Annotated in this window: 21 protein-coding genes; 8 read left to right on the forward strand and 13 right to left on the reverse strand. The window is 64.1% G+C overall.

Annotated elements, in window-relative coordinates; translation table 11 throughout:
- Positions 1 to 29: 29 nt before the first annotated feature.
- Together C5689_RS00950 and msrA are read left to right on the forward strand one after the other, a co-directional pair.
- Positions 30 to 347, forward strand: coding sequence for a hypothetical protein (locus C5689_RS00950; RefSeq protein ID WP_108915601.1), 318 nt, complete (start codon positions 30 to 32; stop codon positions 345 to 347).
- Positions 348 to 419: 72 nt separating this feature from the next.
- Positions 420 to 1,013 (forward strand): peptide-methionine (S)-S-oxide reductase MsrA, encoded by a 594-nt coding sequence (gene msrA, locus C5689_RS00955; protein WP_108915602.1) that lies wholly within the window; start codon positions 420 to 422, stop codon positions 1,011 to 1,013.
- A gap of 30 nt (positions 1,014 to 1,043) precedes the next feature.
- Here the strand turns inward: msrA and mepA are convergent, their stop codons facing one another.
- A complete protein-coding gene (mepA, locus tag C5689_RS00960; RefSeq protein ID WP_108915391.1) occupies positions 1,044 to 1,958 on the reverse strand; it encodes a penicillin-insensitive murein endopeptidase in 915 nt (304 codons plus the stop codon).
- Between the two features lie 242 nt (positions 1,959 to 2,200).
- On the opposite strand from mepA, the gene C5689_RS00965 reads away from it, so the two are divergent.
- Positions 2,201 to 2,785, forward strand: a complete 585-nt coding sequence (locus tag C5689_RS00965; protein WP_108915392.1) for a L,D-transpeptidase — start codon at positions 2,201 to 2,203, stop codon at positions 2,783 to 2,785.
- Positions 2,786 to 2,800: 15 nt separating this feature from the next.
- Here the strand turns inward: C5689_RS00965 and C5689_RS00970 are convergent, their stop codons facing one another.
- Both C5689_RS00970 and C5689_RS00975 read right to left on the reverse strand, forming a co-directional pair.
- Positions 2,801 to 3,715 (reverse strand): LysR substrate-binding domain-containing protein, encoded by a 915-nt coding sequence (locus C5689_RS00970; RefSeq protein WP_167398666.1) that lies wholly within the window; start codon positions 3,713 to 3,715, stop codon positions 2,801 to 2,803.
- A 173-nt stretch (positions 3,716 to 3,888) separates the two neighbouring features.
- Complete coding sequence (locus C5689_RS00975; protein WP_108915393.1) at positions 3,889 to 5,382, reverse strand: FAD-linked oxidase C-terminal domain-containing protein; 1,494 nt, start codon at positions 5,380 to 5,382, stop codon at positions 3,889 to 3,891.
- 151 nt (positions 5,383 to 5,533) lie between these two features.
- Between C5689_RS00975 and C5689_RS00980 the strand changes: the two genes are divergently transcribed.
- Positions 5,534 to 5,947: a GlcG/HbpS family heme-binding protein gene (locus C5689_RS00980; RefSeq protein ID WP_108915394.1), complete on the forward strand. Its 414-nt coding sequence runs from the start codon at positions 5,534 to 5,536 to the stop codon at positions 5,945 to 5,947.
- 54 nt (positions 5,948 to 6,001) lie between these two features.
- Here C5689_RS00980 and C5689_RS18925 read toward each other — a convergent pair whose 3' ends face one another.
- The gene (locus C5689_RS18925; protein ID WP_108915395.1) at positions 6,002 to 6,340 is read right to left on the reverse strand and encodes a DUF3572 domain-containing protein; all 339 of its coding nucleotides are present in this window, start codon (positions 6,338 to 6,340) and stop codon (positions 6,002 to 6,004) included.
- A gap of 148 nt (positions 6,341 to 6,488) precedes the next feature.
- Here C5689_RS18925 and C5689_RS00990 point away from each other — a divergent pair, with 148 nt between their 5' ends.
- Entirely contained in the window at positions 6,489 to 6,860 is a 372-nt protein-coding gene (locus C5689_RS00990) for a response regulator (RefSeq protein ID WP_108915396.1), read from the forward strand.
- 13 nt (positions 6,861 to 6,873) lie between these two features.
- A complete protein-coding gene (locus C5689_RS00995; RefSeq protein WP_108915397.1) occupies positions 6,874 to 8,244 on the forward strand; it encodes a PleD family two-component system response regulator in 1,371 nt (456 codons plus the stop codon).
- 359 nt (positions 8,245 to 8,603) lie between these two features.
- Here C5689_RS00995 and C5689_RS01000 read toward each other — a convergent pair whose 3' ends face one another.
- The 6 genes from C5689_RS01000 to C5689_RS01025 all read right to left on the reverse strand — a co-directional run bounded on the left by C5689_RS01000 (position 8,604) and on the right by C5689_RS01025 (position 15,853).
- Positions 8,604 to 8,966, reverse strand: a complete 363-nt coding sequence (locus tag C5689_RS01000) for a hypothetical protein (RefSeq protein ID WP_108915398.1) — start codon at positions 8,964 to 8,966, stop codon at positions 8,604 to 8,606.
- A gap of 140 nt (positions 8,967 to 9,106) precedes the next feature.
- Positions 9,107 to 9,718 carry a glutathione S-transferase family protein gene (locus C5689_RS01005; protein ID WP_108915399.1) on the reverse strand — a complete coding sequence of 204 codons (612 nt, stop codon included), beginning with the start codon at positions 9,716 to 9,718 and terminating at the stop codon, positions 9,107 to 9,109.
- Positions 9,719 to 9,824: 106 nt separating this feature from the next.
- The gene (gene acnA, locus C5689_RS01010; RefSeq protein ID WP_108915400.1) at positions 9,825 to 12,554 is read right to left on the reverse strand and encodes an aconitate hydratase AcnA; all 2,730 of its coding nucleotides are present in this window, start codon (positions 12,552 to 12,554) and stop codon (positions 9,825 to 9,827) included.
- Between the two features lie 252 nt (positions 12,555 to 12,806).
- Positions 12,807 to 13,349, reverse strand: coding sequence for a hypothetical protein (locus C5689_RS01015; RefSeq protein ID WP_108915401.1), 543 nt, complete (start codon positions 13,347 to 13,349; stop codon positions 12,807 to 12,809).
- Between the two features lie 310 nt (positions 13,350 to 13,659).
- Positions 13,660 to 15,231, reverse strand: a complete 1,572-nt coding sequence (locus tag C5689_RS01020; protein ID WP_108915402.1) for a 2-isopropylmalate synthase — start codon at positions 15,229 to 15,231, stop codon at positions 13,660 to 13,662.
- Positions 15,232 to 15,535: 304 nt separating this feature from the next.
- Complete coding sequence (locus tag C5689_RS01025) at positions 15,536 to 15,853, reverse strand: hypothetical protein (protein WP_108915403.1); 318 nt, start codon at positions 15,851 to 15,853, stop codon at positions 15,536 to 15,538.
- 211 nt (positions 15,854 to 16,064) lie between these two features.
- Here C5689_RS01025 and C5689_RS01030 point away from each other — a divergent pair, with 211 nt between their 5' ends.
- Together C5689_RS01030 and C5689_RS01035 are read left to right on the forward strand one after the other, a co-directional pair.
- The gene (locus C5689_RS01030; protein ID WP_167398667.1) at positions 16,065 to 17,675 is read left to right on the forward strand and encodes a SagB/ThcOx family dehydrogenase; all 1,611 of its coding nucleotides are present in this window, start codon (positions 16,065 to 16,067) and stop codon (positions 17,673 to 17,675) included.
- Positions 17,672 to 19,390 carry an AAA family ATPase gene (locus C5689_RS01035; protein ID WP_108915404.1) on the forward strand — a complete coding sequence of 573 codons (1,719 nt, stop codon included), beginning with the start codon at positions 17,672 to 17,674 and terminating at the stop codon, positions 19,388 to 19,390. Before C5689_RS01030 ends, C5689_RS01035 begins: the two co-directional genes overlap by 4 nt.
- Positions 19,391 to 19,647: 257 nt before the next feature.
- Here C5689_RS01035 and rpsA read toward each other — a convergent pair whose 3' ends face one another.
- The 3 genes from rpsA to C5689_RS01050 form a co-directional block, all read right to left on the reverse strand.
- Positions 19,648 to 21,375 (reverse strand): 30S ribosomal protein S1, encoded by a 1,728-nt coding sequence (gene rpsA / locus C5689_RS01040; RefSeq protein WP_108915405.1) that lies wholly within the window; start codon positions 21,373 to 21,375, stop codon positions 19,648 to 19,650.
- A gap of 265 nt (positions 21,376 to 21,640) precedes the next feature.
- Positions 21,641 to 22,297: an outer membrane protein gene (locus C5689_RS01045; RefSeq protein WP_108915406.1), complete on the reverse strand. Its 657-nt coding sequence runs from the start codon at positions 22,295 to 22,297 to the stop codon at positions 21,641 to 21,643.
- A gap of 154 nt (positions 22,298 to 22,451) precedes the next feature.
- A complete protein-coding gene (locus C5689_RS01050) occupies positions 22,452 to 23,249 on the reverse strand; it encodes a DUF1217 domain-containing protein (RefSeq protein WP_108915605.1) in 798 nt (265 codons plus the stop codon).
- Between the last annotated feature and the right edge of the window lie 10 nt (positions 23,250 to 23,259).

Here is a 23,259-nt window from a genome sequence, read left to right on the forward strand (position 1 = left end):
TGAGCCTGCGCATCGGGGTCGAAACCGCCATGCTGAGATTGCTCATTCGTTTTCTCGGTCTTCTCCTCCTCGCCGGCGGATTCGCGGCGCTCATCGTCGACGGCACGCGCTCGCTCGCCGGGGATGGGCTCCATGTCACGCCGCTGAGCGAAGGCGCGGCCGATCTCTTTCCGGCTCAGATGAAGGCTTTCCGCATCGCCTTGGAAGAAAAGGCCCCGCAAATCTGGGCCTCTATCGTCTTCGCGCTTCTGCTCGCGCCTTTGAGCCTCACGCTCACCGGCCTCGGTGGCCTGCTCATTGCTTTGAGCCGCAAGCGCCGCCGGGCGATCGACTATCCTTTACGCTGACCGCCCTTACGCCGCCGGCGCCGCAGGGCCATATCGAGGTCTCGGCGCTCAATGAGCGAAAGGTCGACAGAGATGACCGATCACTTCGTCAATCATCACCCGATCCGCGGTCCCTTCCCGCCGGGGCTGGAACAGGCCGTCTTCGGCCTCGGCTGCTTCTGGGGCGCGGAGCGGCGCTTTTGGAAGCTCGGTGAGAGCGTCTATACGACCGCCGTCGGCTATGCCGGCGGGACCACCGAAAACCCCACCTATAAGGAGGTCTGCACCGGCCGCACCTTCCATGCGGAAGTGGTGCTCGTCGTCTTCGATCCGGCGAAAATCTCCTATGAGGAGCTGCTGCGCGTCTTTTGGGAGAGCCATGACCCGACGCAGGGCAATCGGCAGGGCAATGACGTCGGCACACAATATCGCTCGGCGATCTTCTGCTATTCGGACGAGCAGCTGCGGATCGCCGAGGCGTCCAAGCGCGCCTATGGCGAGGCGCTGGCGGGCCGAGGCTTCGGGCCGATCACGACGCAGATCGCGCCGGCCCCGCACTTCTATTACGCCGAGGAGTATCACCAGCAATATCTCGCCAAGAACCCCGACGGCTATTGCGGCCTCGGCGGGACGGGCGTCGCCTGCCCCGTGGGGCTCGGCGTCGAGCCGGGCGCGAATCCAGGCTGAATTCAATTCACCTATCGCGCCTTCAACGAGCTACTTCGCCTTCAGAACCTGGCGGCATTCGGCGGGCAGCTTGGACATGGTCATGGGCGGCCAGGTCTTGGTCGATTTCTTCGGGTGCAGCGCCTCGTCGGTGAACCACCAGGCGAGGGATGAATCGCAGCCGTCGCCCGCCGGCACGGGGTCCTGATCCTTGCAGCTCTCCGCATCCTTCGGGCAATAGAGCCTGATGTGGAAGTGGTAATTGTGCCCGAACATGGGGCGCACCTTGGCGAGCCAGGAGCGGTCGCCGGTCGCCTGCCGGCACAGCGCTCTTTTGATGGCGGCGTTGACGAAGATGCGCTGCACCTCCGGCGCGCGCGCCGCCGTGCGCAGAACGGCGAGATGGCCCTCGGTCCAGACCTCGGGATCGATATCGAGCCGATCCTCGCGCACCATATCGGTGGCGGACATCTCCTCCCGCTCGGCGCGGGACAATTCCCGCTGCGGCATCGGCGTGAGCCAAATGTCGGCGTCGAGGCCGATCTGATGCGAGGCGTGGCCGGTGAGCATGGGCCCGCCGCGCGGCTGCGAAATATCGCCGATGAGCAGGCCCGGCCAGCCGGAGGCCTGCGACGCCGTCGGGGCGAGACGCTGCAGAAAGCCGATGAGCGCCGGATGGCCCCAGAAGCGATTGCGCGACAAGCGCATGATCTGCCAATTCGGACCGTTCACCGGCAGCGCCTCGGCGCCGGCGAGACAGCCATGCGAATAAAAGCCGACCGGATCGGGATCGAGCGGGGCCGGGCCGGTCGCGCGGCCGAAGAGCTCCTTGGCGGGCGTCGATGGATCATCGGGATGGGCGAGCGGCGGCAAGGGCTTGGGATCCAGCGTGCCCTTGTCCTGCGCGAAGGCCGGGGCGATCGCGGCGAGCCAGAGAACGAATGCGGCCGATCTCGGTTGGATCATTTTTGCGGCCCTTCGCAGCGATGAGGGGGGAAGGTAAAGCGAGAATCGGTCGGAATCTGGTCGCTTTTCGGTCTTTTCGCCAGTCCGCGCAGCATCGGAAAGAGAAGGCGAATCGAATCGCCTCGTTTTTTGGCTTTCGCGTCAACCTTACCCTCGGATATAGATTGCCCCTACGTAAGAGGCGCCATTTTATGCCGCCCTAACTGTGCGGCATGTGTCTCGTGTTCGTGGGGAGTGTTGTGATGCGTTGTTTCAAAGCCCTCGGGCTCGTTCTCGTCGCGCTGTTCGCATCGATCGGCGCGGCTCAGGCGACCGTGCAAATCCATATCGATCTCTCGACCCAGAGAATGCAGGTCGAGTCCTCCAAAGGCTCCCATAGCTGGCCTGTCTCGACGGCGCGCGCGGGCTATGTGACGCCGCGCGGCGTCTATTCGCCGACCAGCCTGCAAAAAATGCATTATTCGCGCAAATATCACAATTCGCCCATGCCGCATTCGATCTTCTTCAACGGCGGCTATGCGATCCACGGCACCAATGCGACCGGCGCGCTCGGCCGCCCCGCCTCGCATGGCTGCGTGCGCATCTCGCCGGCCAACGCCGCGACGCTCTATAAGCTCGTGCAAGAGGAAGGCGCGCAGATTTCCATCACCGGCTCGTCGCCCACGCGCTATGCGGCGCATAAGACGCATCGCGCCCAGGTGGCGAAGCTGCATCGGCCGCACCGCTCCCATGCGCTCGCCTATGGGCCGAGCCAGCGCTATCGCTCCATCACCTCGAGCGTGAAGAGCTGGCAATCCGCGCCGATGACGAGCCCCTTCGGCTATTGACGTCGCGCAGCCGATTCAGCCGAGCGCGGCCTTTGCCGGCTCGGTCGCGAATTCGGCGACGGCCCAGTCTTTGAGCGCGGCGACCGCCGGACGGTCCTCCGCGCCGAGCGGGTGGACGAAGTCATATTGCAACCCGTCGAGCACGGGGCCGAAGGGCTGCGTCAGCGCGCCGGAGGCGAGTTCGGCGGCGACCAGCGACAGGCTGGCCAGCGCCACGCCTCGACCGGCGACCGCGGCGCGAATGGCGCTCTCCTCGTCCGCGACGACGATTCCGAGTTCCGGGTCGAAGCTCTTGGCGCCGCGCTCGTCGGCCCAGCGGCGCCAGCTCGGCAGGCGCGGGCCATTGGCGTGCGGGCCCCATTCGCGGTGAATGAGCGTCGCCCCGGCGAGATGCTTGGGGCGGCGTATGTCGAGACGCGGGCTGCATACGGGCGCATAGCGATCGGTGAACAGCGGCGTCGCCACCTGGCCGGAATAGTGGCCGACGCCGCAGCGAATCGCGGCGTCCGCCTCGCCGGCGCGCAGATTGGCCGGCCGGTCGGAGGCGTGCAGCCGCAAGTCCCAGCCGGGATTGCGGCCGCGGAAGGATTCCGCGCGCGGCGCCAGCGCTCGCGAGGTGAAGGCGACAGTCGCAGAGAGGGTCGCCGCCTGCTTGCGCTCGGTCGGCCGGCGCGCGCGATCCACCGCCTCGGCCATGGAATCGAAGGCGACGCGCAGATCGAGATAGAGCGCCAGCCCTCGCGGCGTCAGCGCGACCTCGCGCGCCTTGCGCGTGAAGAGACGCAGGCCGAGCTCGGTTTCGAGGCCCTTGATCTGATGGCTGATCGCCGTCGGCGTGACGCCGAGCTCGGCGGCGGCGAGCTTGAAGCTCTCCCGCCGCGCGGCCGCCTCGAAAGCCCTCAAGGACACAAGCGAGGGCAGAGCCCGCATCGCCGCCTCTCATGGATGAGATTTATTCATCTCATGAAGGCGATCGGTCCGTTTGTCAAAGGCTTTGCCGTAAGATGATGAATGAATCCATTTCATCTGACAGCCCCTCCTTCTCCCGCTCGGCGGGAGAAGGAGCGCGCACGGAGATGGTTGAAAACCGGCATTCATCGCGCTCAAAACCTCGGCAGCTCTGGGAACGGCAGCTTGCCGCTCTGCACATGCATCATGCCGAGTTCGGCGCAGCGATGTAGAGTCGGAAACACTTTTCCCGGATTGAGCCTGTGCTGCGGATCGAAGGCGCATTTGACCCGCTGCTGCTGCGCCAGATCAGTCTCGTCGAACATCTCGCCCATCAGATCGCGCTTCTCGACGCCGACGCCATGCTCGCCGGTCAGCACGCCGCCGACTTCGACGCAGAGGCGGAGAATATCGGCGCCGAGCTTTTCGGCCCGTTCGATATCGCCCTCCTTGGAGGCGTCATAGAGAATGAGCGGATGCAGATTGCCGTCTCCGGCGTGGAACACATTGGCGACGCGAAGCCCGTGAAACTTCGCCAGTCCGTCCATGCGCGTGAGCACCTCCGGCAGCCGGCCGCGCGGGATCGTGCCGTCCATGCAGAGATAATCCGGGCCGATGCAGCTCACCGCCGGAAAAGCGTTCTTGCGTCCGGCCCAGAAGCGTAGCCGCTCCGCCTCGTTCTGCGAGACGCGCGTCTGCGTTGCGCCTTCATCGCGAGCGATGCTCTCGACGACGGCGACGAGATGATCGACCTCGGCCGGCGTGCCGTCCAGTTCCACGATGACGATGGCGCCGGCGTCGAGCGGATAGCCGCAGGGCTGGAAATTCTCGACAGCGCCAATGGTGGCGGCGTCCATCATCTCGAGCCCGCCCGGAATAATGCCATGCGCGATAATGGCGCCGACACAGCGCGCGCCGGCCTCCACTGTGGGAAAAGCGAGCAGCAGGCCGCGGGCGGAAACCGGCTTTTGCAGCAGCCGCACCGTCACTTCCGTCACCACGCCGAGCAGCCCTTCCGAGCCCGTCATCAGCCCCATGAGATCATAGAGCTCGCTGTCCAGATGCTTGCCGCCGAGGCGCAGCACCTCGCCGCCCATCAGCACCATCTCGAGGCCGAGTATGTTGTTGGTGGTCAGCCCATATTTCAGGCAATGCACGCCGCCGGCGTTCTCTCCGACATTGCCGCCTATGGTGCAGGCGATCTGTGAGGAGGGATCGGGCGCGTAATAGAAGCCCGCATATTCGACGGCTTTCGAAATGGCGAGATTTTGCACGCCGGGCTGCACGCGCGCGCAGCGATTCTCGAAATCCACCTCCAATATGCGATTGAACTTGGACATTCCGAGCAGAATGCCGTCCTCGAGCGGCAGCGCGCCGCCGGAGAGCGAGGTGCCGGCGCCGCGCGGCACCACTTTCACACTCATCTCTTGCGCCAGCGCCATGATCGCGCTCACCTGCGCCACCGTCTCCGGCAGCGCCACGACCAGCGGCAGAGCGCGATACATGACCAGCGCATCGCATTCATAGGCGCGGCGCGCGGTTTCGTCCGCGATGACATTGGCTGCGGGCAGAATGGCGCGGAGGCGCGCGATCAGCTCCTCGCGGCGCGCCATTATCGCCTGCTCGGGCAGCGGCATGAGGAGGGACATGCGGTCTCACTAAATTGCCGAAACTGCGGCTCGGCGCTGCGACCGGCTTGCGCGTCCCGGCCGTGTCGTGCTCGTAACCTCCCTATTCGAGCAGGCGCCGACGTGCAAGAGCGGCGCTCGCTGCGGTTGCGAAGAAGAGGACTCCCAAACGATGAAGACCAGATTCGCTCTCACTCTCGCCGACGCCAGACATGTCGCCGCCACGGCCGAGGCGGAAGCGGCCAAGAATGGCTGGAGCGTCGTCATCGCCATCGTGGACGAGGGCGGTCATCTCGTGCTTTTGCAGCGCATCGACGGAACGCAGCCCGCCTCCGCCGAGATCGCGACGCAGAAGGCGCGCACAGCGGCTTTGTTCAAGCGTCCGAGCAAGGCGCTCGAGGACATCGTCGCCGGCGGACGCGTCGCCATGCTCAGCCTGCCCGGGATCACGGCGGTGGAAGGCGGCCTGCCGCTCGTCTATCGCGGCGATATTGTGGGAGCGATCGGCGTCTCTGGCGTGCAATCCTTCCAGGATGGAATCGTCGCCAAAGCGGGCGCCGATAGCCTCGATGATGGGCAATCCTGACGAAAAACGGCGACGTTCGGCACTTTCGACTTTATTGCGCCGCTTTCGCGCGCCTCAATCCATTATGGGGCCGGATAGCGCCGCCAGCGCCGCGACGACGCTCTCGGGCGAAATATTTTCTCCGCTGGCGAAATCGATGAGCAGCGACTCGTCGCCGCAAATATGCGCGAGCAGAGCGATCTGAAAGCCTTCCTCGCCCATCAGCGCGCGAATATCGCCAGGATCGACGCCGGTGAGCGCCAGAAAGCGACCCATGCGATCATCATCCGCAGCCAGAAAGACCAATGATCGCAAAGCCATAGATCGGGCTTCCGATTTCGATGGCGCAGCTGCCCGCTTTTCGCCACCGAGACGGTGTCTAGTCTTTTCGATTTTCATTTCATCAATCTTCATCTGCTAACCCGAAGGCGAGATCGTCTTCGAATGCACCGGCTTTCGATTTCGAGACGAGACGGAACCTTCCGCCGCCGCCTTCGGGAACGAGACGCCAATGGGCGCGCGCCGCGCCGAAACGAGAGCAGAATCGCGAGAGTCGCAGCCAATGCCGAAAACAGTCCTCATCGTAGAGGATAATGAGCTCAACATGAAGCTCTTCAACGATCTCCTCGAGGCCAATGGGCATTCGACGCTGCAGACAAAGAGCGGCGTCGAGGCGATCGCGCTGGCGCGCAGCCACTCGCCGGACCTCATTTTGATGGACATTCAGCTGCCGGAAATCTCCGGGCTCGAGGTCACGCGCTGGCTCAAGGACGACGAGCAGCTGCGCTCCATCCCGATCATCGCCATCACCGCCTTCGCGATGAAGGGCGATGAGGAGAAAATTCGCCAGGGCGGCTGCGAGGCCTATCTCTCGAAGCCGATCTCCGTGGCCCGCTTTTTGGAAACAGTGAACGCTTTTTTGGTGGACAGGTGAGAGGCCGAGCGTCATGACCGCACGCATTCTGATCGTCGACGATCTTTTGCCCAACATCAAATTGCTCGAGGCGCGGCTGACCGCCGAATATTTCGACGTCCTCTCGGCGACCAATGGGCCGGAGGCGATCGCGCTCTGCCGCGAGGAACGCTGCGACATCGTGCTGCTCGACGTCATGATGCCCGGCATGGACGGCTTCGAAGTGTGCCGGCGTCTCAAGGCGGATCCTGTCACCGCGCATATCCCGGTGGTGATGGTCACGGCGCTCGATCAGCCGGCCGACCGGCTGCGCGGCCTCGAGGCCGGCGCCGACGACTTCCTCACCAAGCCCGTCGACGAGATCGCGCTCATCGCACGGGTCCGCTCGCTCGCCCGCCTCAAGGTGATGCTCGACGAGCTGCGCGCCCGCGCCGACACCTCCGCCAGCCTCGGCCTCGGCGACAAGGGCGCGCGCGCAATGGCCGACGCCGGCAAGAACGGCCGCATTCTCGTGCTCGAGGATCGCGGCAGCTCGGCCGAGCGCATCACGATGGCGCTGCGCGATCAGCATGAGGTGACGATCGTCTCCGATCCGCAGGACGCGCTGTTCCGCGCCGCGGAGGGCGATTTCGACCTCATCGCCGTCAGCCTCGACCTCAATGGCTTCGACGCGCTGCGCTTCTGCAGCCAGATTCGCTCGCTCGAGCGCACGCGCGCGCTGCCCATTCTCGTCATAGCCGAGACCGACGACCGCAATCGCGTATTGCGAGGGCTCGATCTCGGCGTGAATGATTATATTCTGCGTCCGATCGACCGCAACGAGCTGGTCGCCCGCGTGCGCAGCCAGCTGCGCCGCAAGCGCTACGCCGACAGCCTGCGGTCCGATCTGCAGGCCGCCATCGAGCTCGCCGCCGTCGATTCGCTGACCGGCCTCAACAACCGGCGCTATCTCGAGACGCATCTCGCCGCTCTGCTCGACCAGGCCGCCCACAAAGGCCGCGCGCTGACGCTGATGATGCTCGACATCGATCACTTCAAATCGGTCAACGACACCCACGGCCATGACGCCGGCGACGAGGTGCTGAAGCATTTCGCGCAACGCATGAAGCGCGTGGTGCGCAGCGCCGATCTCATCTGCCGGCTCGGCGGCGAGGAATTCGTCATCGTCATGCCGGACACGCCCCTCGTCGTCGCCGCCAAAGTGGCCGAGCGCGTGCGCGCCGCCATACAGTCCGAGCCATTCTGCATCGACCGGAACGGCCGCGCCATTCCGGTGACGACCTCGATCGGCATCGCCGAGCGCGGCAAGGACGCCAACGCCGAGGCGCTGCTGCGCCGCGCCGACAAGGCGCTCTACGAGTCGAAGAGCGGCGGCCGCAATCGTGTCACCGCCGCCGCGGCCTGATTTTCCCCCCTCCCCTGCCAAAAAAAGACCCGCCCGAGACCATCGTCATCGGGCGGGGTTGAAAGTTGGGAGCCCCACTCGGAGGAGAGCTTCCGAGTGAAGAGGAGAGGCGCGCGCCAATCTATGGGCGTTACGCCGATGGGATCGCCTGATGAGCCTGCGAGCCCACGCGTTCGAGACGCGCGATCGCTCGGCGAGACACAGGCGGAAATTCATCGATTGAAGGACGGGGAAGAGTCGATCGCTCTCCAAACCCGCTTTCAGGCGTCGCGATCGGCGGCGAGAGGCGCTTCGATCGTCAGACGCGGCCTGTTCCCGGCTCGGAGACGACGAAACGCGTCCCCGATGTCACAATGGGATCAGGCGAAGGCGGCGGGTGGCGCGCGCGGCGAGAGGGGCCGCAATTCCGGCGGCGCAGCGGCAGCCACGGCCGTCCGATCGTCGAAGACCGGGGGAGAGGCCGCAGGGAAGTCGAAAGCGAGGACGATGACCACCGCATCGGAGCCATCGATCTCCGCCGCCGAGCTGCAATGGAGCATACAGCAAGGGCCGACATGCTTCTCGACAGGCGCGGTGTCGGAGGAGGGAGAACCCGGCCGAGCGGTGACGCAGACGACGCCGAACGCGCCGTCCTGGGCCATCGCCCCGGTCGCGAAGCCGATGGCCACGATCTGCGACAGAAGGACAGCAACCGTCATCATGCCGACGACGGCTCTCGCCATTCTGAAGATCGAAAGGGTCTCGACTTGCACGGGCCGCCTACTCCGAGCTGCGAGAGGCCACGCTAGGGGAGCGGCCGCGAAGGGTCAAGGAGCCCTCGAAGGCTCTCCTGCGGCAAGTTGTCGCGCGCAAAGGCAGAAGCTCAGCGATAGCCTTCCTCGGCCAGCACCTGCCGCACAGCGGGCCGCGTCTTCATCAGCTCGTAATGCGCGCGGCAATTGACCGGCAGCTCCATGCCGATCTTGTCGGCCCAGAACTCCACATAGAACAGGCCCGCGTCGGCGATCGAGAAGGCGCCGACGGCGTAGCTCTCGCCGTCGAGGTCGCCGTTCACTTTCAGCAGCGCCTCGGCGACGATCTCGCGCCCCTGCGCCTTCACCGCCTCTATGTCGCCCGCGACGGCGTAGCGCTCCGGCGTGAAGACGCGGCGGAAGCCCTCGCCATGAATGTAGCGCGTCGCGAAATTGAGCGCTTCCATCGCCCGCTCCTTGCCGGCGGGGTCCTCGGGCAGCAGCTTGCGGCGCGGATAGGTCTCGGCGAGCCATGTCGCGATCGAGACAAAATCGCAGAGCGCCGTGCCGTCGTCGCGCACCAGCGTCGGTATCGTGCCATGCGGGTTGATGGCCAGATATTCCGGCTCGAGATGATCGCCCCGCGGCAGATTGAGGATATAGGCCTCGAAGACGAGGCCGATCTCCTCGAGCAGAATGTGAATTCCGGTCGAGCAGGACCCCGGCGTCATATAGAATTTCATCGCGCGCCTCCGCTATCGCGGGAAGCAAGTTGCGCGCCGAAAGGCCCATCCGTCGCGCATTCGCGCTCTTCCTTCTCCCACGAGTGGGAGAAGGAAGAGCGGCGTATCAGTCTGCGAGCTGCCTCAGCACATAAGGCAGAATGCCGCCATTCTTGAAATATTCGAGCTCGTCCAGCGTATCGATGCGCGCCAGCAGCGGGACGCTCGTCACCTTGCCGTCGGGATAGACGATCTCGGCGTGCAGCGTCTGGCGCGGGGTCAGCGTGTCGCCGGCGAGACCGCGGATCGTCACCTTCTCCGCGCCGGTGAGGCCGAGCGAGGCCCAGCTCGTCCCGGCCTCGAAGGTCAGAGGCAGAATGCCCATGCCGACGAGATTGGAGCGGTGGATGCGCTCGAAGCTCTGGGCAATGACGGCGCGCACGCCGAGCAGCATTGTGCCCTTGGCCGCCCAATCGCGCGAGGAGCCATTGCCATATTCGGCCCCGGCGAAGACGACCAGCGGCGCGCCCTCCTCGGCGTATTTCGCCGCGGCGTCATAGATGGAGAGCGTCTCGCCATCGGGGAAATGCTTGGTGTTCCCGCCTTCCGGCGTATTGCCGGCCTCGTCGCGCAGAATATGGTTCTTGATGCGGATATTGGCGAAAGTGCCGCGCATCATCACCTCGTGATTGCCGCGGCGCGTGCCATATTGGTTGAAGTCCGCCGGCGAGACCTGGCGCTCGGTGAGCCAGTGTCCCGCAGGCGAGGCGGCTTTGATCGAGCCCGCCGGCGAGATGTGGTCGGTGGTGATCTTGTCGCCGAAGAGGGCGAGAATCCGCGCCTCGACGATATCCTGAATCGGCTTGGGCTCTTTGGTCAGCCCCTCGAAATAGGGCGGGTTGCGCACATAGGTGGAGCCGCCCGACCATTTATAGGTCTCGCCGGACGGCGCATCGACCTTGCGCCAATGCTTGTCGCCCTCGAAGACATCCGAATAAGTGTCGCGGAACAGAGAGCGCGTCACATTCTTGCGGATATATTTCTGAATGTCGGCGTTGCTCGGCCAGATGTCGCGCAAGAAGACTGGCTCGCCCTTCTTGTCATGGCCGAGCGGCTCCTTGGTCAGATCCTTGGCCACAGAGCCCGCCAGCGCGAAGGCGACGACGAGCGGCGGCGAGGCGAGGTAGTTCGCCTGCACATCCGGATTGACGCGGCCCTCGAAATTGCGATTGCCCGACAGCACCGCCGCCGCGACGATGTCATGATCGTTGATCGTCTTGGAGACGGGCGCCGGCAGCGGGCCGGAATTGCCGATGCAGGTGGTGCAGCCGAAGCCGACGAGATTGAAGCCGAGCTTGTCGAGATCCTTCTGCAGGCCGGCCTTGTCGAGATATTCGGCGACGACGCGGCTTCCCGGCGCGAGCGAGGTCTTCACCCAGGGCTTCACCTTGAGCCCGCGCTCATGGGCGGCGGCGGCGAGCAGACCGGCGCCGATCAGCACGCTCGGATTCGAGGTGTTGGTGCAGGAGGTGATCGCCGCGATCACCACATCACCATGGCCGAGATCGTAATTCGTACCCTCGACCGAGAAGCGCTGCGTCACATCGCCGGGCTTTTTATATTCGGTCGCGAGCGCGCTCGCGAAAGCGGTTCCCACATCCTCAAGCGCGACGCGACCCTCCGGGCGCTTCGGACCGGCGAGGGACGGAACGACGGTCGAAAGATCGAGCGAAATGGTGTCGGTGAATTCCGGATCGGGCGTGTCGGCCTCGCGGAAGAGCCCTTGCGCCTTGGCGTAGGCCTCGACGAGATCGATGCGTGAATTGGAGCGGCCGGACATTTTCAAATAATCCAGCGTCTCCTCGTCCACGGGGAAGAAGCCGCAGGTCGCTCCATATTCCGGCGCCATATTGGCGATGGTCGCGCGATCGGCGAGCGAGAGATGCGGCAGCCCCTTGCCGAAGAATTCGACGAATTTGCCGACCACGCCCTTCTTGCGCAGCATTTGCGTGACGGTGAGCACGATGTCGGTGGCGGTGACGCCCTCCTTCGGCTCGCCCGTCAGCTCGAAACCGACGACCTCGGGAATGAGCATCGAAAGCGGCTGGCCCAGCATGGCCGCCTCTGCCTCGATGCCGCCGACGCCCCAGCCGAGCACGGCGAGACCGTTCACCATGGTCGTGTGCGAATCGGTGCCGACGAGCGTGTCGGGATAGGCGTATTCGATCGTCTCCTTCTTGCCATCGACGTTGCGGGTCTTCTCTTTTTTCGTCCAGACGGTCTGGGCGAGATATTCGAGATTGACCTGATGACAAATGCCCGTGCCGGGCGGCACGACGCGGAAATTGTCGAAGGAGGATTGGCCCCATTTCAAAAAGCGATAGCGCTCGCCATTGCGCTCATATTCGAGCTCGACATTGGCCTCGAGCGCTTTTCTAGTGCCGAATTCGTCGACGATGACCGAATGATCGATGACGAGATCGACCGGCACGAGCGGATTGATCTTCTGCGGATCGCCGCCGAGCGCGACGAAAGCGTCACGCATCGCCGCGAGATCGACGACGGCGGGAACGCCGGTGAAATCCTGCATCAGCACGCGGGCCGGGCGGAAGGCGATCTCACGCTCGGCCTTGCCCTTCTCGGTCAGCCATTTGGAGAAGCCTTCGATATTCTCCTTGGTGACGGAGCGGCCATCCTCGTTGCGCAACAGATTCTCGAGCAGCACGCGCAGGGAATAGGGCAGTCGCGAGACGCCCTCGAGGCCATTGGCCTCGGCCGCCTTCAGCGAGAAAAAGTGATAGGTGTCGTCTCCGACCTTTAGCGTCTCGAGGGATTTGAAACTGTCGAGCGACGGCATGGGAATTCCTCGCAGAGAGCGAACCGGGCATTTCGCGTCTTGTAGGAAATTCCATGCCGTACGGCTATTGGAAAAAACCTGCCTTTTCGTCTGGAGCGGCGGCGTGGGCGCGCCGTCGCTCGCGCTTCGGCGCGCCCTCTGTCTTCGGTCGTGAAACGGCTTCGTTCGGGTGACGTAAGTCGTCACCCGAACGAGTTCGCGGCAACGCCGCGATCGCTTCGCCTTCACCGACCTGATGGGCGGCGGCGGCGATCACGACAGATAGAAGTAGCCGTACACGTCGCCCGAGAAATTCCGCGCTCCCTGCCAACCGGCATATTGCGTGGCCGCGATCAGCGTTCCGACCGGCGTAAAATTCTCATAGACATAGATCGTCCCCGAATAGGGGGTGATCTCGATATGCAGGCGCACCTGCACCCCCACCAGGCTCTCGGCCGGGGGCAGCTGTCCCGAGAAATACACATTCGACATATTGATCCCGTCGGGCTGGAAGTTGGCGCCCGTCCCGGTGAAGGTGACGTTCCGGTTGCCGATGGCCATCGGGCCGGCGGTCACGACGATATTGCCCGGCCCGCAGGCGCAGGGGCTCGCGCTGATGCAGAAATAGCCGCAAGCTTGCACTTTGGGTTGGCATCCGCATTTGGACTCCGGCTGAGATCGCAGCAGGGTCCCGATCGCGGCGTTTTGCTTCCCCGCCGCTTCGCTGCGGGCGATTTCCTGATCGAGCGCGGTTTTCGACAGAATGGCGAGAGCGTCCGCGTGTTCCTTGCTGACCTCTTGGAGGGTATTCGACATGTCTCACTCCGATTTTGAATCTTTAAAAATTTTGTATTTTCCAAAAATGGCCCGCATCTCCGTGAACTCTCACGAGGCACGGTAGCATAGGGCCGATTGACACAAGTCTAAGTTGTGTCGGGCGCAATATCGCCGCGGAACCGCGTCCCGGCAATTGGTGCATGGCCTCAACTCGGAATGTTTTTTCCCCTAAGCGCCCGCCACCAAAAAAATTGCCTCCGGAGCGCCATTGCGATCGCGCTGGCCCGGCGCCGAATGGAACGCGAAGCCGCGCCCCGCTCGGCGTCCGAGCCGCCCGTCGGCGCGGCGCTCACCCGGCCTTCATCGCCTCGGGCTTGGTCTTGGCGCGCTTGACCATCAGCCGGTTCAGCGCCGCCACGTAAGCGCGCGCCGAGGCGACCAGCGTATCCGGATCGGCGCCGCGGCCCGTCACCGATTTGCCGTCCTCCGAAAGACGCACAGAGACTTCCGCTTGGGCGTCGGTGCCTTGCGTTACGGCATGGACCTGGAACAATTCGAGCGCGGCCTCATGCGGCGCCAGCGCTTTGATGGCGTTGAAGATGGCGTCGACGGGACCATTGCCGGTCGCCTGATGCGTTTTCTTCTCGCCGTCTATGTCCAGGGTCAGCGCCGCCGTCTGCGGGCCGGCGGTGCCGGCGATGACGGTGAGCGCCGCGACCTTGATATGGTCATTGGCGGTCACGATCTCGTCGTCGACCAGAGCCACGATGTCCTCGTCATAGACGAGCTTCTTGCGATCGGCCAAATCCTTGAAGCGCTTGAAGGCGTCCTCCAGCGCATTCTCGCCCAGCTCATAGCCCAGCTCTTTGAGCTTCTCCTTGAAGGCGTGGCGGCCGGAATGCTTGCCCATCACCAGCGAGGTCTTGGACACGCCGACGCTCTCCGGCGTCATGATTTCGTAGGTATGCGCATTTTTGAGCATACCATCCTGATGGATGCCGCTCTCATGCGCGAAGGCGTTCCGGCCGACGATGGCCTTATTATATTGCACCGGGAATGACGTCACCGCCGAGACGAGTTTCGACGCGCGCGTCAGCAGCTCGGCGTCGATATTGGTGCGGAAGGGCAGCGCATCGGGGCGCGTGCGCGTCGCCATCACCACTTCTTCCAGAGCGGCGTTGCCGGCGCGCTCGCCTATGCCATTGATGGTGCATTCGATCTGCCGCGCGCCGCCGCGCACGCCGGCCAGCGAATTGGCGACCGCGAGGCCGAGATCGTCATGGCAATGGACCGAGAAGATCGCCTTGTCGGCATTGGGCACGCGCTCGCGCACCATGCGGAACAGCGCCTCATATTCCTGCGGCGTCGAATAGCCGACCGTGTCCGGAATATTGATCGTCGTCGCGCCGGCATTGATCGCCGTCTCCACGCAGCGGCACAGGAAATCATGTTCCGTGCGCGTGCCGTCCTCGGCCGACCATTCGACGTCCGCGACATGATTGCGCGCCCGCGAGACGGAAGACGCGATCATCTCCAATACTTTTTCCGGCTCCATCTGGAGCTTGTATTTCATATGGACGGGCGAGGTGGAGATGAAGGTGTGGATGCGCGCGTTGCGAGCGTGACGCAGCGCCTCGGCGCAGCGGTCTATGTCCTTGGCGGCGGCCCGGGCCAAGCCGGCGATAGTGGCGTTCTTCACGCGCTTGGCGATCTCGAAAACCGATTCGAAATCACCCTGGCTGGCGATGGGGAAGCCGGCCTCGATGATATCGACGCCCAGCTCGTCCAGAATATCGGCGACCTCGAGCTTCTCCTCGAAGGTCATGGAGGCGCCGGGCGATTGCTCGCCGTCGCGCAAAGTCGTGTCGAAAATGACGACGCGATCGGCGTCGCGAGTGGCGGAAGCGTTATTGTCGGTCATGATATCGTCCTGAACTGCTCGGCCCGCTCTGCGGGCGCTCTCGTTTCGTCTTAGCTCGGCAGTCCCCTGAATGCCTGGGCCGGGCGGCCCTGGGGGCGTTCAGGGGCGACTAAGAAGCAGCAGGCTCGAAAGAAGACGTGCGGCATCACGCGCCGAGGAGCGCGCCGCGTCTTTCGTGATGGAGGCCATTGCCGCCAAGTTCAGTTCCTCGGTCTCGTCGGCGCTTCGCCGATCTGCTCATGAAAATACGCGCCTTCGTCTCGGGTTGCAAGCATGAGGACGCAAGAGGAAAAATGCAGCCCGCTCAGCCCGCCAGCTTCGCCAGCGCCTCGGCCAGAGCGCGCGTCTCTATCCAATCCAGAAAAACATCCGGGCAGCCTGGAGCCTTCACCGCGACCCCCTCCGGATGCGCCAGCGCCTCGAATTCGTGATCGCTGGCGATGGGGCTCATGAAAATTTGCTTCTCGAGGCTGGCGCCATCGGCGACCGCCTTCAACGCCCGCGAGAGAATGCCGGCCTCATTGGGGGTCAGTCGCCGCACCGGCTGCTCCCCCATGCGAATCGTCACCAATGCGCCAAAATGCCGATGCTCGGCGGCGGCGACTTCGACGATTTGCGACATTCACAGGCTCCTTTTGTCTGAGCCGTTCCTCGAATGATACGGCTTAATTTTTATAACATGCTGATTTTACGTGATTCGGTCATTTTTTTGCGGCGCAGCGAACAAGGCACGATCCTTGAATCCCATGGGCTACGGGTCGGGCTCCGGTCGAGCGGCCGACAATCAAAATCCATACCTTCCCCGCCTCCAGCGACGGGGAGCGGGAGACGAGATGAGCTTCGACGATCGCGACACCATGCCGACGGACATTCGCGGCTACCATCGTCGCACAAAACATGCGCCGAACCGCTATGCGATGGGGCCGGGCTTTCTCGATTGGACGTCGCAGCCCTCGCCCTTCCGCCTCTTCGAAGGCGTGCGGCAGACGCCGCTGCCGATCATCGAAGAGACCCCGGCCTTCCCAGGCCCTGCGCCGCAGCCGGCGGCGCTCGATCTTCGGGCGCTCGGCCTGTTCCTCGAGCTTTCCTTCGGCATAAGCGCCTGGAAGAGCTATGAGGGCTCGACCTGGGCGCTGCGCAACAATCCCTCCTCCGGCAATCTGCATCCCACCGAAAGCTATGTGCTGCTGGATGCGGTTGAGGGGCTCGGCGGGAGCGCCGCTCTCTATCATTATGCGCCGCTGCTGCACGCGCTCGAGGAGCGCGCGACCTATGCGGCGCCGCGCGTGCTGCCCAAGGGCGGCTTTCTGCTCGCCCTCTCCTCCATTCCCTGGCGCGAGGCGTGGAAATATGGCGAGCGCGCCTTTCGCTATTGCCAGCTCGACGCCGGCCATGCGATCGGCGCCGTCGCCCAGGCCGCCGCCGCGCTCGGCTGGCGGGCGCAGGCGCTGGCCGATCCGTCCGACGGCGAGATCGCCGCGCTCATCGGCCTCGATCGCGACGACGCCTGGCACAGACGCGAGCCGGAGCATCCCGATCTGCTGATGTGGATCGCGACCGAGCCGGGGCCGGCGACGCCGCTCGACCTTTTCGCGCTGATCGATGCGCCGCACGAGTTTCGCGGCCAGGCCAATCGGCTGAGCGAGGATCACGACGGCTGGCCGATCATCGATCTCGCCGGGCAGTTCTGCCGCAAGCCGCGCCAGCCGAAGCCCCCGGCGCCGATTCGCGCGCAATGGCCGGCGCCGTCCTTCGAAGGCGTCTCCATCGGCGCCGCCGTGCGCAAGCGCCGCAGCGCGCAGAAGATGGACGGAACCACCTCCATCTCGCGCGCGGCCTTCGCCGCGCTCATCGCCTCGACGCTGCCGAGCGAATCCACTTTGCTCTCCGCCTTCCCCTGGGGCGCGGCGATCACGCTCATTCTCTTCATGCATCGCGTCGATGGTCTGGAGCCCGGCCTCTATGCGCTGCAACGCGACAGCGATGTCGCCGCGCGGCTGCGCGACGCCGCGCGCAAGGACTTCGAATGGGCGCTGGTCGAGCTGGAAGGTCTGCCGCTCTATCGGCTCTATGCGGGCTCGGTGGAAAAAGAGGCGACCAAGCTCGCCTGTCTGCAGCCCATTTCCGGCAAGGGCTGCTTCAGCGTCGCGATGATCGCCGAATTCGACCGCGCGCTCGCGGCCGACGGGGCCTTCGCCTATCGGCGCCTGCATTTCGAGGCCGGCCTCATCGGCCAGGCTCTCTATCTCTGGGCCACCGCGGCGGGGATCGCCGGCACCGGCATCGGCTGCTTCTTCGACGACACGGTCCATGAGCTTCTGGGCCTGACGCCGGGCGATATGCAGTTCCAGGACGTCTACCACTTCACCGTCGGAGGGCCTGTCGAAGACACGCGCATTCTGACGCTTCCCCCCTATCCCGATGACAGACGAGAGCGGCGATGAATATTCAGATCGAACGCCAATATGTCGAAGCGCTGATGGCGCGATTCCCGGCTCGCGCCGGGCTCGCCGAGCAATTGCGCTTCAGCGACAGGGTCGAAATCGACTTCGCCCATCTCTCCGACGAGGAGCTGACCTTTCTCGAGGAGCTCTATCGCGCAGCCGGCCCGGACATGCGCGCCCGCGCCGCGCAGCTCGCGACTCTGCGCGACGCGCTGAAGGCCGGCGGCAAGCGCTTCGAGGCCAATGAGCTCGAGCAGGTGCTGCCGGCGATGGTGCGTTATCTGACCGCCGACGCCATACGCGGCTGGCTGTTCACGGCGAGCGTCGCCTCCAAGCCTCTGCCTTACGTCATCACCCGCTTCGACTATGTGCCGGCCTCCAACGACGAGGCGGGCAAGGTGATGATCGAGCTGAAATCCAACGCCAAGGGCGTGCTGACCACCAACGCCATTCGCATCATGGCGGCGGAGGTCGCGGGACGCACGATCAACGAGATCCTCGCCGCCAAGGGCTATATTCGCGAGACGCCGGAGCTGGTCGAAGCCTTCGACGCGGCGACCGAGACCTATTTCGACTGGCGCGGCCGCTATGGCCAGCAGTTCACCGGCCGCGGCACCGGCTTTCACGCCGAGGACCCCAACGCCTCGCATCGCGACACGGATTGGTCGCGCAAGGATGTCGTGGTGCTGTCGACCAGCGGCGGCGACGCGCGTCTCGTCAATGACGAGGCCATTCTCTCGGCGCGCAGCCTGACGCTGGAATCGCCCGGCGACGTGCTCGGCAATTTCATCCGCAAAGCGTCGAAGAGCAATAAGTTCACCGTCGAGGACGAGCTCGCGGTGATGCAGCAGCAGATTCCGGAACATTTGTTCAAGCGCATTCCGGTGCATCCTTACATTCTGATGTTCCATCTCGATCTGCATCACCATGTGTGGGTGCATGTCGACGAGATGAAGCTCTATGAATATAAGCCCGCGCTGAAGCAGAAGCTGGTGCTGCCCGCCGAGCAGACCGATCTCATCGACATTCTGACCGCCGAGATGGACGTGCTGATGGACGATATCGTCGCCGGCAAGTCGGGCGGCACCACAGTGCTCTGCGCCGGCCCGCCCGGCGTCGGCAAAACCCTTACCGCGGAAGTCTATTCAGAGATCATTCAGCGGCCTCTCTATCGCGTGCATTCCGGCCAGCTCGGCCTCAATGTCGCGACGATGGAAACCGCGCTGAAGGAAATCCTCACCCGCGCGCAACGCTGGGGCGCGGTGATGCTGATCGACGAGGCCGACGTCTACATCAAGCGGCGCGACGACAATATCGCCATGAACGCCGTGGTCGGCGTGTTCCTGCGCGTGCTGGAATATTTCAACGGCCTGCTGTTCCTGACGACCAATCGCGTCGACGATATCGACGAGGCGATCGTTTCCCGCTGCATCGCGCTCATCAAATACAGCCCTCCGGATGATGACGCGAAGCGCCGCATCTGGCGCGTGATGTCGGATCAGTTCGAGCTGAAGCTCGCCGATGCGCTGATCGACGATCTCGTCACCGTCTTCCCCTTTGCGACGGGCCGCGACATCAAGGGCCTCGCCAAGCTGACGGCGAAATTCTGCCATCAGAAGCAAGTCTCGCCCGACATCGCCGTGTTCCAGCGCTGTGCGATCTTCCGCGGATTGGATGTCGCGCGGGTCGAGGAGCTGAAGACGGCGGCGGAGTGAGCCGACTCGAGAGGAAGGGCGCTTCCTTCTCCCACTCGTGGGAGAAGGTGGCCCGGCCATAAGGGCGTCCGCGAGGACGCCCGTCGCGAGCGACGGGCTTTTGGCCGGGTCGGATGAGGGTCCGACGCGGCATTCGCCTATTCTTTGCATCCGTCGTGTCCTCGTGATTTCCACGAGACGCGAAGGACCCTCATCCGACCCTCGCTGACGCGAGGGCCGCCTTCTCCCACGAGTGGGAGAAGGGTCTTTGCGTAATGTTACTTCTTCGGCGCTTCTTCGCGGGCCTTGAGGGCCGCGCCGAGAATGTCGCCGAGCGAGGCGCCCGAATCGGCGGAGCCATATTGGGCGATCGCCTCCTTCTCCTCGGCCACTTCCAGCGCCTTGATCGACACCGCCACCTTGCGCGCCTTGCGGTCGAACAAAGTGACGCGCGCGTCGATCTTCTCGCCGACGGCGAAGCGCTCGGGACGCTGGTCGGCGCGGTCGCGCGCCAGCTCGTTGCGCTTGATGAAGGTGGTGAGATCGGTGCCGGTGATCTTCACCTCGAGACCGGCTTCCTTCACCTCGATCACCTCGGTGGTGACGACAGCGCCCTTCTTCACCTCGCCACCAGCGCCCTCTTCGGCGACCGAGGCGAAAGGATCATTGGCGAGCTGCTTCACGCCGAGCGAGATGCGCTCCTTCTCGATGTCGACGTCGAGCACCTGAGCGGTGATGACGTCGCCCTTCTTATACTCTTCGATGACCTGCTCGCCGGGGCGGTTCCAGTCGAGATCGGAGAGATGGACCATGCCGTCCACATCGCCGTCGAGGCCGATGAAGAGACCGAACTCGGTCTTGTTCTTGACCTCGCCGGAGACGGTCGAGCCCTGCGGATGCTTCTCGGCGAAAGCCTCCCACGGATTTTGCAGCGTCTGCTTGAGGCCGAGCGAGATGCGGCGCTTGACCGGATCGACCTCGAGCACCTGAACGTCGACTTCCTGGCTCGTCGAGACGATCTTGCCGGGATGCACATTCTTCTTCGTCCAGGACATTTCCGAGACGTGGACGAGGCCCTCGATCCCCGGCTCCAGCTCCACGAAGGCGCCGTAGTCGGTGATATTGGTCACGCGGCCGTGGAACTTGGCGCCGATCGGATATTTGGCCTCGATGCCCTGCCACGGATCTTCCAGCAGCTGCTTCATGCCGAGCGAGATGCGGTGCGTCTCGTGATTGATCTTGATGATCTTCACGCGCACGGTCTGGCCGATGGACAGAACCTCGCTCGGATGATTGACGCGGCGCCAGGCCACGTCGGTGACATGCAGCAGGCCGTCGATGCCGCCGAGATCGACGAAGGCGCCGTAATCGGTGATGTTCTTGACGACGCCCTCGATGACCTGCCCCTCTTCGAGGTTGGCCACGATCTCGTGACGCTGCTCGGCGCGGCTCTCCTCGAGCACGGTGCGGCGAGAGACGACGATATTGCCGCGGCGGCGATCCATTTTGAGAATATGGAAGGGCTGCGGCACATTCAGCAGCGGGCCGACGTCGCGGATCGGACGAATGTCCACCTGCGAACGCGGCAGGAAGGCCACGGCGCCGTCGAGATCGACGGTGAAGCCGCCCTTGACCTGATTGAAGATGACGCCCTCGACCTTCTCATTGCTTTCGAAGGCCTTCTCGAGCTTGACCCAGCTCTCCTCGCGGCGCGCCTTGTCGCGCGAGATGACGGCCTCGCCGAGCGCGTTCTCGATGCGCTCGAGATAGACCTCGACCTCTTCGCCCACTTTGGGGGCCGGGTCGCGGCCGAAGCCGGTGAATTCCTTGAGGGCGACGCGCCCTTCGGTCTTGAGGCCCACATCGATGACGGCGACGTCTTTCTCGATGGCGACCACGCGGCCCTTGATGACGGAACCCTCGAAAGCTTCGTTTTCTCCGTAGCTTTCTTCGAGCAGGGCGGCAAAGTCCTCGCGCGACGGGGCGCGCTCAGCGGCAGTTGACATGAGTTCTCCTGGAATGCCCTTTCGGGCGCGGCGCCGGCTTGAGGTTGGCGTTGCGGATCGGGCGTCTTCGATCGGAGGTCTCCTCCCGCCGCGTGAGCGGAACCATGGAGGAAACGAGAGTTCTGGCGAGAGAACCGGCCGGCGCGGCCCGATCGAAAATACCCAGGGTGTTTCAAATACGGAGAGGCTGGAAGGGAAACCCCGCCAGCCATCCGCGCTTCAATCTAGCAATTCGGCAGGCGGCGAGCAAGCCGTGCTTCGCGGATCAGCGCCGCGCGCTCGCCAGCATCGGCAGATCGAAGTGATAATTCACGCCGACGCGGACAGTATGAAAATCCGCGCCGCGAGACGCGCCCCCTTCGCGGCCGCCGTTCTTGCCGAGATCGGTATACAAATATTCGGTCTTCGCCGACCATTTGGGCGCGAAGGCCCATTCGACGCCGCCGCCAACGGTCCAGCCTTCGCTTATCCTCCCGCCCGTCTCGCCATAAGCGAAGCCGCCGGCGCCATAGAGCAGCACGCGCGAATCGAAGCCGGTGACGCCGAAGCGCCCGCGCACCGTCCCGAACCAGGGCAATGACCGCGGCCCCTCCGGCGGACGCAGGCCCAGCGGGTCCGTCCCGCGGCCGCCGCCCGCAAGGCTCGTTCCCGAAAAATCGGTCTCGAGGCCGACGACGAAGGCCGGGCCGATCTGGTGGTTGTAGCCCACGAGGCCGCCGCCGGAGACGCCGCCATTCGAAGCGCCCCCCGCCAGCAGGCCGCCGCCTATGTCGAGACCGGCGTAGAGCCCAGTCCAGGAGAAGGCCGGCAGTGTAAGCTGCGGCGCGATGGGCGCCGCCTTCTGCGAAGGCAGGTCGGCCGCCTGCGCGGCGCCGGCGGTGTAAGCTGCGGCGAGAGCCAGAGCCGTGATGACAGGCTTCATTGAAAAAAATCCTCGTTTCGACGCCCCCGCTTCGGCTTCGTCGATCAGGATTTCTTTCGTTTGTCCGGCAGGTTGGAAATATTTCCGTCCGGCGGCGAAGTCGCGCCGAATTTCTGGCGGAGCCGCCGAAACCGCCTCAGTCGGCTCTGCACGATCAGAAATAGCCGAATTTCTTCCCCTGCACGCTCAGCAGCAAGCTCGAATCGAGCCCGAAGCTCGACCCCGAGCTCGACGTGTCGAACAGCGTCGAGAGCAGCGAGCTCTGCGAATTGGCGTCGCCGCCGTTGTTGTAGTCGTATTGAGCTGCGAAGCGCGCGATGAAATGCTGCAGCTTCGTAGGATCCTTGAAATCGTCCAGCTTCACCTTCGAGGACAAGAGGCGATATTGCGTGTCGACCGACTGCGAGGAGGTGCTCGACGAAATGCCGAGCGCGGTCTGCACGACGGTGAATATTTTGCTGTCGGCGAGAATTCCATAGATGCTGGTCAGGCTCGGCGCGCGCTGCTGGAAATAGAGCGCGAGCTGCACGCCCGGATTCTGCTCGCCCTGGCTCGTCTCCAGCGCCTGCTCGGTGTAGCGGCTCACCACATTGTCGACGAGCGTCGAGGACGAGGTCGTCTCCTCACCATTGGCGGCGAAATCGAAAGCCTGAGCGAAGGCCTTGATATTGGCGTTGTTGATCCTGTTGGCGAGCGACGAACTGTCGGTGAGGCCGCCCTCCAAAACTTTGCGCATGAGGCCCTTGGCGTAGGTCATGTCGCCGATGCCGAAGGCGGTCATGGCGTAATTGAACAGCCGCGCATCCTTCATGAATTCGTCGACCGACGTCACCTCGCCGATATGGTCCTCGAAATATTTCGTCTGCGTCGCCACCTCCGGCGATTTGGCGGTCATCGCCTGCCATTTCGACTGGTTATTGGCGATCTGCAGATAGGTGGAGAGCGTCGTCATGGAGGCGTTC

It is taken from the genome of Methylosinus sporium (genome assembly GCF_003113265.1).
Classification (GTDB): Bacteria; Pseudomonadota; Alphaproteobacteria; order Rhizobiales; family Beijerinckiaceae; genus Methylosinus; species Methylosinus sporium.